Annotated in this window: 12 protein-coding genes and 2 riboswitches; of the genes, 2 read left to right on the forward strand and 10 right to left on the reverse strand. The window is 47.7% G+C overall.

Annotation, left to right across the window (positions count from 1 at the left end):
- Positions 1 to 9: 9 nt before the first annotated feature.
- Together D9T21_RS15030 and D9T21_RS15035 are read right to left on the reverse strand one after the other, a co-directional pair.
- A complete protein-coding gene (locus D9T21_RS15030) occupies positions 10 to 2,073 on the reverse strand; it encodes a TonB-dependent receptor (RefSeq protein WP_123325760.1) in 2,064 nt (687 codons plus the stop codon).
- A 56-nt stretch (positions 2,074 to 2,129) separates the two neighbouring features.
- A riboswitch (TPP riboswitch) is annotated at positions 2,130 to 2,230 on the reverse strand.
- Positions 2,231 to 2,375: 145 nt separating this feature from the next.
- On the reverse strand, positions 2,376 to 3,050 hold the full coding sequence (locus tag D9T21_RS15035; protein ID WP_123325761.1) for a hypothetical protein: 675 nt from the start codon (positions 3,048 to 3,050) through the stop codon (positions 2,376 to 2,378).
- Between the two features lie 45 nt (positions 3,051 to 3,095).
- A riboswitch (cyclic di-GMP riboswitch) is annotated at positions 3,096 to 3,176 on the reverse strand.
- Positions 3,177 to 3,325: 149 nt separating this feature from the next.
- On the opposite strand from D9T21_RS15035, the gene D9T21_RS15040 reads away from it, so the two are divergent.
- Positions 3,326 to 5,089, forward strand: a complete 1,764-nt coding sequence (locus D9T21_RS15040; RefSeq protein WP_123325762.1) for a helix-turn-helix domain-containing protein — start codon at positions 3,326 to 3,328, stop codon at positions 5,087 to 5,089.
- 84 nt (positions 5,090 to 5,173) lie between these two features.
- A complete protein-coding gene (locus D9T21_RS15045) occupies positions 5,174 to 7,291 on the forward strand; it encodes a GNAT family N-acetyltransferase (protein WP_123325763.1) in 2,118 nt (705 codons plus the stop codon).
- A 60-nt stretch (positions 7,292 to 7,351) separates the two neighbouring features.
- Here D9T21_RS15045 and D9T21_RS15050 read toward each other — a convergent pair whose 3' ends face one another.
- The 8 genes from D9T21_RS15050 to D9T21_RS15085 all read right to left on the reverse strand — a co-directional run bounded on the left by D9T21_RS15050 (position 7,352) and on the right by D9T21_RS15085 (position 16,761).
- Complete coding sequence (locus D9T21_RS15050; RefSeq protein WP_123325764.1) at positions 7,352 to 8,620, reverse strand: tetratricopeptide repeat protein; 1,269 nt, start codon at positions 8,618 to 8,620, stop codon at positions 7,352 to 7,354.
- A 2-nt stretch (positions 8,621 to 8,622) separates the two neighbouring features.
- Positions 8,623 to 9,234: an energy transducer TonB gene (locus D9T21_RS15055; protein WP_123325765.1), complete on the reverse strand. Its 612-nt coding sequence runs from the start codon at positions 9,232 to 9,234 to the stop codon at positions 8,623 to 8,625.
- A 1-nt stretch (position 9,235) separates the two neighbouring features.
- Positions 9,236 to 9,634, reverse strand: coding sequence for an ExbD/TolR family protein (locus D9T21_RS15060; protein ID WP_105934499.1), 399 nt, complete (start codon positions 9,632 to 9,634; stop codon positions 9,236 to 9,238).
- Positions 9,635 to 9,645: 11 nt separating this feature from the next.
- Positions 9,646 to 10,170 carry a MotA/TolQ/ExbB proton channel family protein gene (locus D9T21_RS15065; protein ID WP_105934498.1) on the reverse strand — a complete coding sequence of 175 codons (525 nt, stop codon included), beginning with the start codon at positions 10,168 to 10,170 and terminating at the stop codon, positions 9,646 to 9,648.
- A gap of 1 nt (position 10,171) precedes the next feature.
- Positions 10,172 to 11,530 carry a MotA/TolQ/ExbB proton channel family protein gene (locus tag D9T21_RS15070; RefSeq protein ID WP_123325766.1) on the reverse strand — a complete coding sequence of 453 codons (1,359 nt, stop codon included), beginning with the start codon at positions 11,528 to 11,530 and terminating at the stop codon, positions 10,172 to 10,174.
- Between the two features lie 6 nt (positions 11,531 to 11,536).
- Positions 11,537 to 12,301: a DUF3450 domain-containing protein gene (locus D9T21_RS15075; protein WP_123325767.1), complete on the reverse strand. Its 765-nt coding sequence runs from the start codon at positions 12,299 to 12,301 to the stop codon at positions 11,537 to 11,539.
- A 720-nt stretch (positions 12,302 to 13,021) separates the two neighbouring features.
- A complete protein-coding gene (locus D9T21_RS15080; protein ID WP_123325844.1) occupies positions 13,022 to 13,630 on the reverse strand; it encodes a DUF6445 family protein in 609 nt (202 codons plus the stop codon).
- Between the two features lie 65 nt (positions 13,631 to 13,695).
- Positions 13,696 to 16,761, reverse strand: a complete 3,066-nt coding sequence (locus D9T21_RS15085) for a TonB-dependent receptor domain-containing protein (protein WP_123325768.1) — start codon at positions 16,759 to 16,761, stop codon at positions 13,696 to 13,698.
- Positions 16,762 to 17,136: the final 375 nt, after the last annotated feature.

Below are 17,136 nucleotides of genomic sequence, written 5' to 3' on the forward strand. Positions count from 1 at the left end.
AATGTGCTCCTAGAATTGATAACGAACGGTAACACCGGTTTGACGACCATTACCCAACTGATAATAGGGCTCATCAAATTCGTAAAAATCACGGGGATCGTTACTGAATCCGCCAAAACCGCGGGTATAGTAAGTTTCATCAAACGCGTTGTTGATCCACAGTTGTGTTTCCCAGTTCTCTATTCGCCAGCTTAGCTGGGTATGCACTAATGTGCGCGAAGGTGCCGTCACATCATGGCCATCAGAAAAGCGATAACGATCAGCAAAATCCACTTCAACATTCCAGCGTATTGATTCGTTGAAATCCAGCTGACTGAGTAAATTGGCAGTAAACTCAGGCGCCTGAGCCTGCTGCTGCTCGGTTACGGTAATGCCGTCAGCGCGGGTATAATCTTCATAATAGGCATCCAGATACCCACCCGAGAAGCTCAGGTTCCAGTTGTCAGTTGCCTGCCAGCTAAGCTCAACCTCAACGCCCTGGTTGGTACCTAAATCGGCGTTACTGATAATATCAATAAACTCCGCAGAGCCGTCGTCCCGATACTGCAGCTCATAGTCGCTAACCTGCGTGTCTTCCCGTTTCATGATAAAAAATGCCAAGCGGGAGGTTAACTGGTCAGCCAGTCGCCCTTTCATGCCAATTTCATAGTTCCAGTTATACTCTTCGTCGTAGAAACGGTTATCGGTAGACACGTTCTGGTCGGGGTTAATGCCGGCGCCTTTATAACCACGGGAAACACTGGCATAAACCAGTTGCTGACCCAACTGATAACTCAGTGCCAGCTTGCCGCCCAGCATTGTGGAATCATGCTCACCGTTGAGGCCGGCATTGTCGCCGTAAGAAAAATCATAGTTTTCTGCGCGTAAAGCAAAGGTCAGTAATAAGTCATCGGTTAACTGGCTTTCCAGCTGACCGTAAAGGGCCTGTGTGATGGGCTGATACTGACTGACGAAATCGCCATCAGCATAGGTGTACTGACGAAGTAAATCCTCTTTATTATTCTTAACCCGCGTACCGATAACCCAGGAGGTCGTGTCGTTAAATAAACGCCATTGATCGCCACTAACAAAACGTAACTCCACAGTATTGGTATCTACGTCGCGGTAATACGCATCGAAAGAAGTGTATCCCCACGGATGAAAGCCATCAAAGGTCCAGTCTTCGTCATACGCATAACCAATATTATGGCTGGCGTGAGTGACTATAAAGTGCAGGTCGCCGCCATCCAGCCGGGTTAGTAAATTAGCGCTGATAGCATGGGTTTGCTGGCGGTCAAACCCAGGTTCATCAGACAAGGTTTCGCGCGTGTTATCCAAAGAAAAGGCATCAAAACCGTTGTCAATGTCGTACCAGCGATAATTAACGGTTAACGATACTTCATCGCTGTAATCGTAGCTCGCCGCTAACCGAATAGCACTTTCGTCAATGTTGTTGGTGTCGTCGCGATTAAGAAAAGTATTGCGCACAAAACCGTCGCTCTGGTTGTGCACCAGCGCCCCGCGTAAGGCCAGGTTGTCTGCTACCTCGACACTCTTACCCGCTTCCACCCGATAACTGCTCTTGGTAGCCGCAGTGAGCTGAACGTAATCGGCGTCGCTCTCCCCGGCCTGGGTGGATTTAATTAATACTGCGCCTGCCAGTGCACCGGTGCCGAATACCGTAGCCTGAGGGCCTCGGAAGATTTCGACCTGTTGGGTATCAAACAGCAGAGCAGCAGCGCCAAGTCCGGTAAAGTCAAAGTCGTCCACCATAATGCTGACCGACGGATTAATCGGTTCGGCATATTGGCTACGTTCGCCAATACCGCGAATCTGCACAAAGCGTCCCCGCGAGGCGCCTGTTGCAAAATTGACGTTTGGCGCGATGCGCAGTAAATCTTCAATGTGCTCGGCCTGACGGCTTTGAATACGTGCATTATCAATGATTGAGGCACTGGCGCTCAGTTGAGCGAGGGCCCGCTGATGGAAGTCACCGTAGACGGTGACTTTTTCGATGTCTTGTTGTTTAGCAGCGAAAGTACTGACAGACAAACTCAGTAAAGATAATGAAAACAGAGTCTTAGGTAATTTCATACTGGATCTCTTGTGCAATGATGACCAAAAGATCCGGCTTTTAACGGCAGGTGATAAGGCTTGACTGTAACCATCCCTACGCCGGTATTATCCGGATCAGGTTTAAGGGTTCCCATTTCATGGATCTCAGCCGTTTCCGGCACCCCTTGGTGAAAGCATTGTGAATGCGCGATGGAGTCTACCAAGACTTAAGAGATTTGCAACCGTTTAACAGGTTGGCGTACTGAGGTATTAATCAGCAGAAATAAGAACGCCCACCGTGACGAGGTGGGCGTTACTTAATTGCTCCCGGATAAAGAGCTTTATACAGACCGGCGGTGACGACGCCAGCCTGTTATGCCGAGCCCGAGTATTGCCAGCGACAAAGCGGTTGGCGCGCTAACCTCAGACATCGTCATATCTCTAAAACGTACTTGAGTATTGCCACACTCAGCATCACAATCGTTAACCAGCACGATATGGGTAAAACTACCCGTCAGATAATTATCCAAATCGATTGAGAAGCTCTGCCAGCGATCGTTGGTATACGAAAAATCGTCCAGCCCCCAGTTTTGCGTGCCAATCAGGTTAAACGACTGGCTGGAAACCGCGTCAGTCTGACCACCGGAGAAATCAGCAAAAAACAAACCACCAATTTCAGGTAATGACGTCGGCACACCTCTGGCTTGACCACCATCACCTCTGCGCTGGAACAACCGGAATTTAAAATCCAGCGTATAATCTGTCAGCGGATCGTCAAGATCAACTGAATCAATGCCGAATGTGTCTTCCAAATCAATGGCAAACCAGGAATCAGAGTAAATTCTGATTGCGCCATTGTTTTGCACAAAATAATCACTGTCGACGTTATTCTGACGGCTCATGCCTTCAAAGGTAGCGGTATCAAAATCCACATCGTAATTGATAACCCCAGCGTTGGCAGAGGCTGCCATACCGCAGGCGACGATTACTGAACATAATTTTCTGGCCAACTTCATGTTTAATCCTTAACTACTAATCAATACGTAAAAACTGTACTGACTCTGAGTAACCCGGCCACCTTTGGAACTCAAAGGCCCGTGGCTTTCCGTCCTTGCTTCACAACAAGTTTGGCTTTGTGCATCATCAAACTCGGGATTAATGTTAACGCAGCAGAAAAATCAAAATAGGACACATTTTATCGAACTATAGGACAATTTTGTCCGTCCTCACTTAACACCCGGACAAAAGTCGTTATTATGGTGGGAGAATTGCAAGGGATATAAAAACTGATATGTCTGTTACCTATACAGGAACGTTTTGGTCAGCCGTTACACGGGCGTTATTATCATTACGCCGGGATAAGAGCCTGACAACGGAAGATGAGGCTACCGCGCTATCGGCGCTTGGCGATATTGAAAGCGGTGATTATCCGGTTACGGCCCTGAATGAAAAGTTAGCACTGTTGAGCAGGAGTGACTCACCACAACGGATTGGCCAGTCCTTACTGGGCTATCTTGATTTTAACAAGATGGGCACATTTCACTGTTTTTTATCCATGGCTCGCGATATCAACGCCGCCCTGGATGCTTTGCATACCTTCGACACCCCTTTATTTGAAGCGTCAGAAGAGCTTCAAATCCATAAAACAGAAAACCAGGTAACTCTCACAGTAAAAGCCGGCATCCTGGCGGATATGGAGCCTTTTGTAGTGGCTTTTATGCTGGCGCTGTTTCGTCACCTGGCCGGTCGAAATTTCGATTTTAACCAGGTTGAACTCGTCCACGAGCATCCCGACTGGTTGTTAGCCTCGGTGAGTGAGGCTAACTGCAGCCACCATCATCCTGCACTGGCTGTTATTTTTGACGCCCACTGGTTAGCCAGCCCATCGTTTTTTTACAGCCCAAAACTGCAACTGGTACTGGTGAAAAACCTGCAACCTGCCGGTGAAGGGGGCTTTAAACAAGATTTAGTCGATGCGTTTAAACAGTTTGATACCCCTGCCAGAATTCGCTCTGAAGCGGTTGGCGAACTGTTGGGCATGTCTGAGTCGGTGTTTCGGCGCAAACTCAAACAGGAGAAGCTGTCTTTCAGCGCCCTGCTAAAATCGCATATTCACGAACGCAGCATAAATGGTTTACTGAGTGGCGAGAAAGTTGATGTGCTAGCTGAGTCACTGGGCTTTTCCGATCGCCGTTCCTTCGACCGCAGTTTTAAGGAGTTTACCGGCATAAGCCCTGGCCAGTTACGTCAGGTCGGAAGCCGACTGAGATTCCAGCGGGGTAACCAGGCACTGATCGAAGTAACAGAAAATCTGCCTCCCCTGCCGGAAACTATCAACCATATTGTGAATCTGTCTGATGAACAACTTACCGTTAGCCGACTGGTAAAACTCATCGAGCCAGACCCGGTATTTCTGGCTCACATCATTGGTAAAGCCAGCAAAGCGCTCTACGGATCCGTGCCTCAGTCTCTTGAACAGGCTATTGGCCGCAACCTCGGCGTTAACAACGTGAGAAACCTCGCGGTGTTATTTGCCGCCCAGCAATACCTCACAGTACAAAGTGTACACCCGAATATCGAGCGGCTGATTGATGCCATGCTGCTAAGCAATGCCTTATTTGAATCCTTATTTGCCAACGAATACAGCAGCGACGATAAAGCCCTGATAGCCCAGCTCACCCTGTTTGGTCCGCTGGCCTTATTATTGATATTTCATACCGAACATCTGGATGCCTCATTGTTTTTTGAACAGTGGCAGAACGCTACCAGTTTTGACGAATTCCAGTCTGCCCTGGCTGCAGAACATAACCTGTGCCTGTATGGCGCCTCGTCGCTGTTGTTGGTCAGATGGGGCTTTACCAGTAAGGTAAATCAAACTTTGTGGCGGTTGTGTCAGGAGCCGGATGCAAAAGTGAATCAACGGATCCGCTGTTGTCATGAGCTGGCCTTTAACAGTTTGTGTTTTAATCAGGCCCCAATTCACGACGAACAACTCGCTGACGTACTGTCAGAACAGCAGCTAACCGAGGCCATGGAGCTCCTGGCAAAGTGGTAATGTATTGTTAATGATTGTGGCTGCATTGGTGGCCACTCCACAAACAGGTACAATAGCGATTTTACGTGATGACTTTTTGCTCCTATGCCCACCAAGAAGACGTTAGCCGCACTATCCAGTTGGAATGCTGCGCTACGACAGACTCCCAATGTTCACCGCCAACTGCTGGTAGTGAGCGGTTCTGCGCATTACTGCAAAGACGTTGTCGACCAATTAACACAAAAATATCGTGACCAGGAAACCCTGCTTCTGGGTACATTTCTTTACCCAGGCAAGAACTCACTAAATATCGCCGCCTACCGGCAAGTTCTTGGTGCCGAATACAGCCTGGCTATTGTTGATACCTTTGATGCCTTTCGTCCTAATGCTGTTCTGGCCGTTGCCGGGACGGTTACTCAGGCTGGTCTGATGGTTATATGCTGTCCGGATTTTGACCAATGGCCCGTTTACCGCGAGGCATCTACCGGCCACTATTTAAGTTACGGGGAACAACTGCAATTCAGTCAACTGCGGGCTGCTATTCTGATGCAGTTCGGAGATACCTCAAACGTTGCCATATTACGCGAGAATTACACGCCGGAGTTGCCTGAACTAAATTCTGCACAACCACCGGTGGCTCCCCCTTCTCCATTCAAATCGGAAGAACAACAGCGCCTGTTCAACCTTATAACCGGCGGCCAAGCTATAGGAAGCGCATTGCTCACTGCCGACCGCGGCAGAGGTAAATCAACCCTGTTGGGCATAATTGCCGGGCACTATATGGCCACACAAGCACAGTCTGTGATTATCACCAGTCGTTATGCAGAGTCAGTAAATCAGGTGTTTGCCGGGGTTCTGTTAACCTGCCCTCAGGTGACACAGATCGATCGGCATCAGGTTTCATTTAATGAACTGACATGCCAATGGCTACCCCTTGACCACCCTTCGCTGACCAATATCACCGATTCTACATTATTACTTATCGACGAAGCCGCTAGCATTCCGGTGCCGCAGCTCACCGCACTTTGCAATCAGGCAAAACTCCTGTTGCTTAGTACTACAGTAAGAGGCTATGAAGGGTCCGGAAGAGGCTTTATCACCCGCTTTATCCCCTGGCTTAAGCAACACCGGCCGGATATTCACCATTACGAATTGCAAACTCCGATTCGCTGGTATGAAGGCGACCCGCTGGAGCAATTCTGGTATCGCGCGCTGTGTATGGACACAACTTCTTTAGCTAATGGTGAAGTCGAACCTGGAGAAACTCCCTGCAGCAGAACTATCTGCTATGAGGAGCTTGATAAAGGACAGTTCGATAGCTCCACTAATCGCCAGTTGCTCCCCCTGCTCATGCAAGCTCACTATCAGACCACTGCCGATGAGTTGGTACGCCTCTACGACTCGCCTGCAAATAATACGTTACTGGCAATTCGCGAAAATGAAGTAATTGGTGTACTAAACTATCAGCAGGAAGGCGGAGCATTGCTCAGAGACGTTGCAAATGATATTGCCTGCGGCGCCAGGCGGGTAAACGGACACCTGTCAGCCCAGGGTTTAAGCATGCTTTTAGCATCTTCAGCTATGGCGACTGCAACCTACTGGCGTATTAACCGAATCGCAGTGCTACCCCGGTTCAGACGCAAAGGTATCGCCACCACATTAATTAACAGGTTGCTGCAACAGGCAAAAACTGCGGGAGTGGATGCACTGACTACTTCTTATGGTGCAACGCCTTCTTTGACGGCCTTTTGGAACGCCAATGACTTTGTGCCCGCCAAACCGGGATTAAAACGTGACGCCTCAAGTGGTGAATACAGTTTACTCATGTTTCTGCCATTGAGTCAGTTGATGCTTGATGTTCAGGCGCTTATTGCACAGCGTTTTAGCCAGGAGTTATTGCTCCACCCTGCACCGGAGACTTTTGGCTGCCAGGCTCCTTTTTCACCTTTTGCGGTGAACGAAAGTATTCGAGCGTGCACTTTAGCCATACTGGAGCAGGTTATTAACGGTAGCAGAAGTCTTCAGCATGCCCGTGGCAGTGTTGCGTGGCTGCTTGAAACACAATCAGAGGCAATCACGGACAACGAGAGCAAGGCTGTGCTAGAGGACTTTGTGGCAAACAGTAACAAACTCAATATTCTTACTGAGCGGTACAGGCTCAGCGGCAAACGTGAAACGGAGCGTTTCATCTCCAGCCATATTGCTCGTGTACTTACCCGGTAAGAACAATAAAGAATGAGGATAACAGAGATAAAAAAAGCGCCCTTAAGGCGCTTTTTTCTATTAGATATTAATACCGCGGTTTTTCGCTTTTTGCTTGATGTAAGGTTCCCAGGCATTCGCATTTCTGCGTAATGTCTTGTCCTTTTTCGCTTCCTTAATATGCTCGTAGGCTTGTTTAAAGTCTCCGGCATAGAAATTAGCTTCCATTAAGCTAAAGTGAACTTTGCCCGGGTCTTCTACGCCACGTTCCAGAGCTTTAGAAAGAGCTGTAATAGCACCTTTGTAATCCTCTGCAACCAGCAGCAGTACACCCTGCTTACGGTAAAATTCTGGATCAGACGACATTTCTGCCGCTTGCTGATAATACTGTGCAGCAGTTTCATACTCCATCGCCTGGTGATAGCTGTTCGCTACAGACGCCAGATTATCTGCTGTTTTCTCAATCTTGCCGTTCGCAATATTCTCCGCCAGCACCTTGGCTGAGCGATAAGGCATATTGTTTGTTGCATACAACTGAGACAACATTTTTATCAGGTTAGGTTTTTCTAAAAAGCCCTGGTCATAAGCAATTTCTAATGTCGCCAAAGACTTTTTATAGTCTTCGATCATCAGATAGAACTGACCTAACTGAACCCACCACTTACCTTCTTCAGGGAACGTATTAACGATGTCCTCAGCAACCCCAACGGTTTCTTTGTACATCTTACGCTCATAGTATGAAGATAACTTCAGTACGTATGGGTTTTTGTTTGGCTCTTCATACAACGCGATAGCTTTGTTAGCTGGATCGATAAGCTTGTCGTATTGCTTCAGCTCATAAAAAGCGTTGGCCATACGGGTGTAAACTTCAGGGTCTTCTTTACAAGTAAAGTCCAGATATGCCTGATAGTACTTAACCGCTTGTTCGTATTCCTTTTCCTGCAGACTAAGGTCAGCAACCAGCTTGAGCGTTTGCGAGTGCTCGAGGTCGTTTAACACCTTAGTTTCTACCGACGACACTAACAGCTCAAGGGCTTTTGGCCCCATGCCATCTTTAGTCGCCATGATGTTACCGAGGAAACGGTTTACATAAGCTTTGTCAAAGTCTTCCTTCGCTTCAATCTCAGACAGGATTGTGATCGCGTCATCAATCAGGTCTTCGTTATACGCTTCAAAAGCCTTTTGTACTTTTTTACCTACACGCTCACCAACCAGGTTGGTTGTACCTTTCTCGTAGCCTGGACACACTACCGGTGCCGAGCTTTGCGCTGCTGCTGGCAACGCAATCGCTGAGCCCAGAGTGAATGCCGCTACTACCAGTGACTTTTTAAACATTGTGGATTTCAACATGATTATTGCTCCAGTTTAAAGTCTAGTTGTACAAACATATTTGGTTGCTTAACAGGCTTACCGTCAACGATCTTAGGCTTGTATTTCCACTTCGCCAGAGCACGACGGGCTTCACGGTCAAAGATACGCTTAGGATCCGCATCGATTACATCGATATCATCAACCGAGCCATCTTCCATGATAGTAAACTGAAGCTTAACCCAGCCTTCTTTACCATCACGTGCTGCCTGCGGCGGGTACTTAGGATCGATACGAACGATAGGTGTCGCATCACCATCACTCTGCATCGCACCAACACCACCAATGTTTACACCAACACCACCGGTATCAACACCTGGAATATCCAGGCTGAATCCGTCTGCATCCGGCTCAGCTTCTTCCGGCTCAACAGGCTCCATTTTAGGCGGCTGTTGTGGCGGAGGAGGAGGAGGTGGCGGAACACGGGTACGTGTTTGCGTATCCTCTTCTGGCGGCTGCATAACGATATCGATAACCGGTGCATCCGGAATTTCATCAACCGGACGCGCTGAGTTTTCAATAAGTTTAGCCATTACTACGAACAGACCAAATGCTACGGCTGCACCGATGACTATAGAGGCGATAATTCTACCCATACTAGTTCCTCGCTGCTACTGCAATACGGTCAATGCCTGCGGCTTTAACCTGGTCCATAACTTCAACAACCACCCCGTGTTTAGCCTTAATATCAGCTTGTATAAACACATAATCAGTTGGTTGCTCCGTAAGTAATCGCTCTAAGTTTGCCCTGACGCTGTCAACAGACACCTCGCGTTTATCTAACCAGACATCGCCATCTTCGGTGATCGCAATGAAAATGTTAGCATTTTTATGTAAGAACGCTCGGCTCGCATCGGGCTTGTTAACTTCTATACCGGCTTCCTTAACGAAAACCGTTGTCACGATAAAGAAGATCAGCATGATAAATACGATGTCCAGCATGGGCGTCATATCAATCGCTGCATCTTCCTCTTCGGTTCTGACTTTTCGAGCCATAATCTCTCTCTCTAATGATACGGCAAGCTATCAACTAGCTTTTCCCGCGCAATCTTAACCTTCGCCTCGAGACGAGTACTGATAAACAGCCCTGACAGCGCCGCGACCATTCCCGCCATTGTCGGGATAGTTGCCATCGAGATACCACCCGCCATAAGACGTGCGTTACTCGTACCTTGCGTTGCCATAGTCTCAAACACGCTGATCATCCCAGTTACAGTACCCAGTAGTCCGATTAACGGACACATAGCTACCAGGGTTCGAATGATAAGCATTCTGGCGTTCAGGTTATCTGAAGCCTCGGAGATCCACGCTTCACGGATTCTATGCGCATACCATGACTTAGTATCTGCACGAGCGTTCCAATCCTGAATAATTTGCTTTTTCATTTTTGGAAACACTGACGTCAAATACCAGTAGCGCTCAATCATTAATACCCACATGAGAAAGAGCGCGGCAGCAACAGCGTATAACACGTCACCGCCGGTAGCGATAAAGTCCCTGACCGATTCCCATAATCCAATCAGGTAAACCATATTATGCTTTCTCCGACTCTGCGTGAGCAGCAATGATGCCTGCAGTCTGCTCGTCCAGGATATGAACGATTGACTTGCTCTTAGAAGCAACGATGCTGTGCGTCAGGATTAATGGCAGCGCTGCAATAATACCTTGCGCGGTAGTTACAAGTGCCATAGAGATACTTCCTGCCATCATACGTGGGTCACCAGTACCGAACAGTGTGATGGTTTGGAAGGTAGCGATCATACCCAGTACTGTACCTAACAGACCCAGCAGAGGTGCGATTGCCGCAAAGATTTTGATTACGTTAACGCCAGAGTCAATGCTTGGCAGTTCACGCAGGATAGCTTCATCCAGTTTCAGTTCCAGGTTCTCAGCGTCAACGTTTTTGTTTTCACTGTAAACTTTCAGGATACGACCCAGAGGGTTTTTGTCTGAAGGAGCAGAAGGATTTTTAAGCTGTGAACGGATCTTACCACCAACCAGAGTCAGGGTGATCAGTTTGTACAGACCGATTAACAGGCCAATTGCCAGCATACCAGTGATTACGTAACCTACTACGCCACCAGCGTGATAACGCTCAGACATAGTTGCTTTCTGCTTCAACAGACCTAAGATTTGGCCGCGTGAAGGGTCAGCATAAAAAGGTACGAAACCTGAAGTTGCTTCGCGTGCGTCTTTAGCAGCAGAAACCAGGTAGCCGTCTGGCTGACGACCAAGAGGCTGAACGATGTCGTTCTCGTCGTCGTAAGTCAGGTAACCTTCGTCACCTACTAAGTTAAATGTACCAACACGCAGAACTTCCTGAGAGTTAGTACCACCGTCCAGGTTAATTACGTCAGTAGTAAATTTAACTACTGAACCCTGTTCAGTCATTTCAGTTTGCAGTGAAATCCACAGCTCTTCCAGTTCGTCGATGTTAGGAAGACCTTTAGATTCTTCAGACATACGAGCCAGGAATTCGTCACGGCCAGGATACTGAGCACTTACGATTGACGTTGCGATACGGCCGTAAGCTTCAGAAGATGCTTGACGTACCACACCAAACATCTCACCTAGAGTACCGGTAGCCTGTTCCAGTTCTGCAGCTTTTTCGTTCAACGTTACTTCGTTGTCAGAAAATTGTTGTTGCAGACGATCACCACGGTCTTCTTCAGCTTTTAATTCAGACTGAGCTTTACGCAGTAATGCTTGCTTGTCGGCACGGGCAGATTGGAATTCTGCTTCGCGCTGTGCGTTGATTTTTGCTTCAGAAGCACGGTTTTCTTTCACAGAGTTCAGCAGGTCTTGCAGAGTTGCAGGCTCCTGAGCTACCGCAGTAGAAGACATAACCGCTACCGTCGCAGCGGCGAGTAGAGATTTAAATACTGGTTTCATTAACGCTTACTCCGCTGCTTTAATTGGAAGTTTGATAAGTTCTGCTGGGACCAAACCATTAGCCATTTTCACAGCTTCGTTTACAGAGCCCAGATATTCGTCACCAAGTGCTTCCCAAGAACGGGTGTCATTGTTCCAAACCCAAGCGTGTTTTTGGTCCAGAGACAGAGCAAGCATTGCAGTACGGCCCAGGTTAAAGAAGTCAACGGTTACTTCAGTACCGTTATCATCCAGAGTACCCTGGTAAGACGCGATGCGCGTGCCGTATTCAGTTTCGATTAGGTATGCATCAAGCACCTGACGGAACTGCTCGGAAACGGTTACATTCGAGTTAGCCATCAGGTCGCGCAGTCTTTCAATACGCTCTTTACGCTCTTCAAGACGAATTGGAACGTCCAGCTCGATGAATTTCTCAAGGCTGTCGATCATACGGAACATCAGAGGAACGATACCTTGTTTGGTATCTTCGATGCTGTCGATTTGCTTTTGTAAAGAGTCGATACCACGCTGCTGGTCAGCAACCAGACTTGCCAGATAATCGTTGTAGATCTTGAGGTTTTCAGTTTCATCAACAACACCACGGTACTCTACTAACAGCTCTTGTGACTGTTCGAAAAGCGCGTTGATCTTTTCCTGAGATTTCGCTGCAGCCGCATGAATCTTGGCTTCTTCGTTGTGAAGATCGTTCAGATTCGTTGCAGAGACGACTGCGCTACCAGTCAGTGCGAATGCACCCATCATAGTAGAAGCAATAAGAGTTCTCTTGCTCATTTTGGACATAGTTCCCAACCAATTTCTTATTTGAATCCTTGCGACTTGTAATAAAAATACTGCTTCGCAAGGGGCTTATAAAATTTATCTATATTTAGGAAGGTAGTATTTGCCATACTGACACCAATACTACGAACGTCTTATAGTCACATGAGATCAATAAGGGAGTCAAGTAACAAGGTCTTAACCTCCTTACAAATCAAACCCGATTGCTTAGTCTGTAAGCAAATTCTTGTTAGTGGATATGAATATAAGGTTAAGCAACTGTAATAAAGTTACGTATTCTAAACAACAAAATATTAGTTCATCCGATGAGATCGGTAAAATGCACTAAATTCGTCAACAACGCGTGATTATTATCGTCATTCTCTGTTGGCAATTGACATTATCGCGTTAATCCATGCTGTCACATTGACACTGCGTTCGGGAGTGCATTGGTCGCTGCAAATGGGCAATACATCTTCATATCCGGACAAAACATCGCCTGTAACAGGCATGGCGATGAGGCGATGAATGCTCTGACGCGTATCCGGGGAGAAACCAAATGCCAGACACCGGATATAACAACCTGGTATCCATAGCCTTACCGGGCAGCCGCTTTAAACACATCGGCTTTATTGCTCCTTCCCCCGGCATGTTGCCGCGTAGTGTTGTACGTTAATCGTGCTTGTATATGCCAGACTTTGCCCCCTGTAACGGGTTCGTTGTTGAGCAGTCTGCTTAGCTCGCCCGCCGATAGAAAAGAGGATAAATCAAGCGTGCCTGTTCCGGTGTTTTACCAAAGCTCGGGCCCGCATTGTGAAACAACCAGGGTCTGAATAATATAAGCCGGTTGAAGCGCATGGGTATGTGCGTAGTTAATTCCCACTTGTCGGGTTGTGTACCATGCTTAAGCAGGTGGTCATGCCAAAACGCATCAAAACTGCTTAGTCCCATGGCCTTAAGGTCATTTTGGGTCAGCGGGGCCTTATCACTGTTAAGCGCCTTATTGCGATAAAAGTCGGTGCCGCCCTGACAGTATTTATCATCCGTGAGATACAAAATACCTGACCAGTCACATTTATCAATGTGCACCCCCCCCGCTCCGGTATCGCCTTCCATTGCGAGTCTGAACTTGCCATGACTGGTACCCTCAGCCGGTACCAGCTGTTCACCCACAATATTACTCACCAATTGATCCAGCCCCTGGATGGTGAGTGCCTCGGCGGCATTGCGGCCAGGGAAATACTGCTCACCTTCAAGCTCCGGATACGGCGACCCCAGGGCTTTTTGTCGTAACGCGTCGGCGAAATCTAAAAAATCGTCAATTACGACTAATGTCTGATACATCTCATCCTCCAAAAAAAAGCCGGGCATCTTTGCAGATGCCCGGCGTATCATTTTGTCAATACAACTTAGAAGCTTGCTGTGACACCCATGTTGTAGGTTCTGCCATAGGTATAACGACCCACTGAGATTTCAATTGGATTCGGATACCAATCGGTCGCGTTTTGTACGCTGGCACGTAACAGCAGGCTTTCTGTTAGCTGATAAGTGGCACCGATATCCACAGTCATCAGTGAAGGTACCTTGGTGTAAGGGTTACCATTCTGATCGATGTACTGCAGTGGCTCGGTTTGCTCTACGTTACGTTCAGTTTCGCCGGTGTAGTTGAAGTCAACAAACGCAAACAAATCATCAAGCGCATAAGATACCTGCAGGTTAGCAGTCCAGTCTGGCTCGTCCCACTGGCCGGTATCATCCGTGAAGTCAAAACCGGTGTTAGAAATTTCGTTCTTACGCTGATTAAACATACGTAAGCTCCAGTTCAGATCACCACTGCCTTCACCGAAAAAGCCACCCACTAACGGATAGTCAGCAAGTTCGTTACGGTAGTTCATGGCATACTCGATACCTTCAAAATTACGTAATGCGGCGTTTACATACCCAGACGTAAAAGCATCAACAGCTGGGAACTGGCCGTTATCCATACGATTAAACTGACTACAGAAAGCATTCGGGAAGTCAGAGCCATCATAACAAGCATTTAAGATATCAGTCAGGCTGAAGCTTACAATCGCATCTGTCACGTCAATCTTGATGTAGTCAACAGACAGGTCAAGACCTTCTGCCCAGCTAGGCGTATAAACAATACCGTAGTTAACACTTTCAGCCTGTTCGTTGGCCAGTGAATCATTACCCCCGGTGAAACCACGACGCGAGGCGTTTTGGATTTCACTTAAGAATCCATCCGGAATACCATCGGCGGCACAGTTTGCAGCACGGTTAGCAGGGTTCGGGCCATCACCAATGTTACGGCTGTCACATGGATCCGTTGCAAAGCTTGAGGTTTCAACAACCGGCAGGAACAATTCCGTAACCGCTGGTGCACGCACAGTTTCGGCGATGTTACCGCGAATCATCAGTTCTTCGAATGGACGCCAGTTAACGCCTACTGCCCATACGTCATCATCGCCAGAGCGGGAGTTATCGATACGACGATACGACGCATCCAAAGACAGCGAGTAGAATAATGGCACGTCCATATCGTCAGAGAAAACCGGCACGTTGATCTCTGCATACATATCGTCAGTGCTATAGCCACCAGCAGTAGCGTTTGGCGAGAAACCAACTATGGTAGCTGTGCCGTCCGGACGGAACTCAGCGTACTCGGTACGACGCTCAACACCCGCGGCGAAAGCTAAAGGACCGGCTGGTAAATCAATTACTTCACCCGACAGGTAGGCGAACATAATTGATTGTTCAACACGGCTTTGACCCTGCGCGTTGTACAGTACGTAGTCTGCGGCGGCGTCGGTGATAGAACCGAATGGATTTAACGGAGCACAAGTACCAGAGCCCAGTACGTTTTCAGTCGATGTTACACCTGAACCTGAAGGAATAAAGCCACCTTCAAAGTCCGGATCGTAGTTTGAACGACAGTCAATAGCACCAGTTTCCGGGTTGATACCCACATCCATTGCATTTAACCACTTGGCAATGTCCACACTCTGACGCTGGGACGTAATGGTACTGATACCTTTCTGGTAACCCACTGACCAGTCGAATTCTTTGTCAGCCAGTTCAAACATACCGTTTAAGGTAGCATTAGCACTATATACAGAGGATTCGTTGATCACCTGACGTTGACCCAGGTTTACCCATGCCTTGTGCATGTAGAAATTGCCAGGCCCACCCAGATAACCTTCGATCTCAGACCGGGCACTGTCGCTCAGGAATGGATTGTCGGTAGAGAACATCAGTGCTGCCCCATCACCGCCGAAGATACCTGAACTATACTGAACAGCCTGATAACCCTGGTTAGCGGCATCAGAACGGTTAGCAAAGAAAGACACATCGAGATAGATATCGTCAGTCAGTTCATAGTTACCCAGCACGGTCAGGTTGTAACGCTCATAACCTTCACGCGCGGTGTTAGCTTCACCCAGATTCAGGCCGTCACCGCCTGAAGCCCATACTGCATTGTTGGTTGGTGTACCCGGATCATAAGGTACAATGGTACCCGAACCGTCAGGATTAAACTGAATGAAGTTGCCATCCCATGCGCCGATACCAAAGTTAGTCAGTCCTAATGGTCCAGGCGTGATCAAACCTGAGTTTGACAGGATACCTGCACGAGGGTTGGGGAACAGACGTACCTGGTTTGACGGAATTTCGCCATCTGCATTTGGCACACCGTCTTCTTCAAACGGAGTAAACGACCCCCAGTCATTAGCTAAGCTAGAAACCCGCGCCGCTGCAATGTTATCTGCTTCGTTATATTCAAAGGCAACGGTAATGTTACCTTTGTTGTTATCAAAGTTGCCGCCCAGCAAAGTCCGTACAGACTGGTCGCTGGAAATGCCATCACGATAGGTGTAATCGTAAGAAATCTCGAAACCTTCATAGTCGCGTTTCAGGATATAGTTAACAACCCCGGCGACGGCGTCAGCACCGTATACCGGCGCACCACCCACTTTCATCACTTCGACGCGGTCGATCAGTGATACCGGAATGTTGTTAACGTCAACCTGTGCACCCGGCGCACTACCGCCGCCAACTGGCGAGTTACTGGAGATAAAGCGGGTACCGTTAATCAGAGTAAGCGTACGCTGTGAGCCCAAACCGTATAAGCTGATGGTGTTCTGGCCCAGCCCCTGGTTACTTGCTGCAGTGTTACCGCCGATTTCCGGCGTAGTACCTGCAGCAACGCCTGGTAAGTCAAGCAGCGCGGTAATTGCGTTGGTCATACCGCGGTCACGAATGTAGCTGTCGTCAATGGAGTCAACTAACTGAGTAGGCTCCATATCGATACGCGAGATACGCGAACCGGTGACTTCGATTTTTTCAAGTGGTTTAACTTCTGTCTCTTCTGTCGCTTCGGTTTCCTGTGCGAAGGTTGGCATAGCAACCGCGACAGTTCCGAAAAGCAATGCCATACGCACACTACGCGATAGCTTTGACACGTTATTGTTATTCATTGTAATCCCCTGGATTGAGTATATTTTATTTTCTTATACTTCTATTTTGTAGCGCTATTGTTATTTAAGCAGTCGCTACATAACAGAAAGCAATCTCGTTTTTAGCAAATAAATGCGCGGCATTCAAATGTTAGATTTCGATGAGGCGTAAAAAATATGGGACACTTTGCGGAACTTTTAGCAGCATTACAGGTCGAAGGGCGCTATTTGTTAGCGTTATATAAATTTATTTGAGTGTCTGTTGCAGAAAAATGTTAATGAAAAGAAAAATTGGGCGTGAGAATAGAATTTCATCAATATCAAATTTTACTAAGTCACATTCTGATAGGTTATAACTATTAAAATTAGTGCTAATTGCAATCACTTTATAGCACA

It is taken from the genome of Marisediminitalea oceani (genome assembly GCF_003731635.1).
In the GTDB taxonomy this organism is placed as follows: Bacteria; Pseudomonadota; Gammaproteobacteria; order Enterobacterales; family Alteromonadaceae; genus Alteromonas; species Alteromonas oceani.

Excerpts from the sequence above, each read along its gene's own strand:
- D9T21_RS15030 (WP_123325760.1), bottom strand. The coding sequence starts at position 2,073 with ATGAAATTACCTAAGACTCTGTTTTCATTATCTTTACTGAGTTTGTCT.
- D9T21_RS15055 (WP_123325765.1), bottom strand. The coding sequence starts at position 9,234 with ATGGGTAGAATTATCGCCTCTATAGTCATCGGTGCAGCCGTAGCATTT.
- D9T21_RS15080 (WP_123325844.1), bottom strand. The coding sequence starts at position 13,630 with ATGTATCAGACATTAGTCGTAATTGACGATTTTTTAGATTTCGCCGAC.
- D9T21_RS15035 (WP_123325761.1), bottom strand. The coding sequence starts at position 3,050 with ATGAAGTTGGCCAGAAAATTATGTTCAGTAATCGTCGCCTGCGGTATG.
- D9T21_RS15040 (WP_123325762.1), top strand. The coding sequence starts at position 3,326 with ATGTCTGTTACCTATACAGGAACGTTTTGGTCAGCCGTTACACGGGCG.
- D9T21_RS15045 (WP_123325763.1), top strand. The coding sequence starts at position 5,174 with ATGCCCACCAAGAAGACGTTAGCCGCACTATCCAGTTGGAATGCTGCG.
- D9T21_RS15070 (WP_123325766.1), bottom strand. The coding sequence starts at position 11,530 with ATGAAACCAGTATTTAAATCTCTACTCGCCGCTGCGACGGTAGCGGTT.
- D9T21_RS15060 (WP_105934499.1), bottom strand. The coding sequence starts at position 9,634 with ATGGCTCGAAAAGTCAGAACCGAAGAGGAAGATGCAGCGATTGATATG.
- D9T21_RS15075 (WP_123325767.1), bottom strand. The coding sequence starts at position 12,301 with ATGAGCAAGAGAACTCTTATTGCTTCTACTATGATGGGTGCATTCGCA.
- D9T21_RS15065 (WP_105934498.1), bottom strand. The coding sequence starts at position 10,170 with ATGGTTTACCTGATTGGATTATGGGAATCGGTCAGGGACTTTATCGCT.
- D9T21_RS15050 (WP_123325764.1), bottom strand. The coding sequence starts at position 8,620 with ATGTTGAAATCCACAATGTTTAAAAAGTCACTGGTAGTAGCGGCATTC.
- D9T21_RS15085 (WP_123325768.1), bottom strand. The coding sequence starts at position 16,761 with ATGAATAACAATAACGTGTCAAAGCTATCGCGTAGTGTGCGTATGGCA.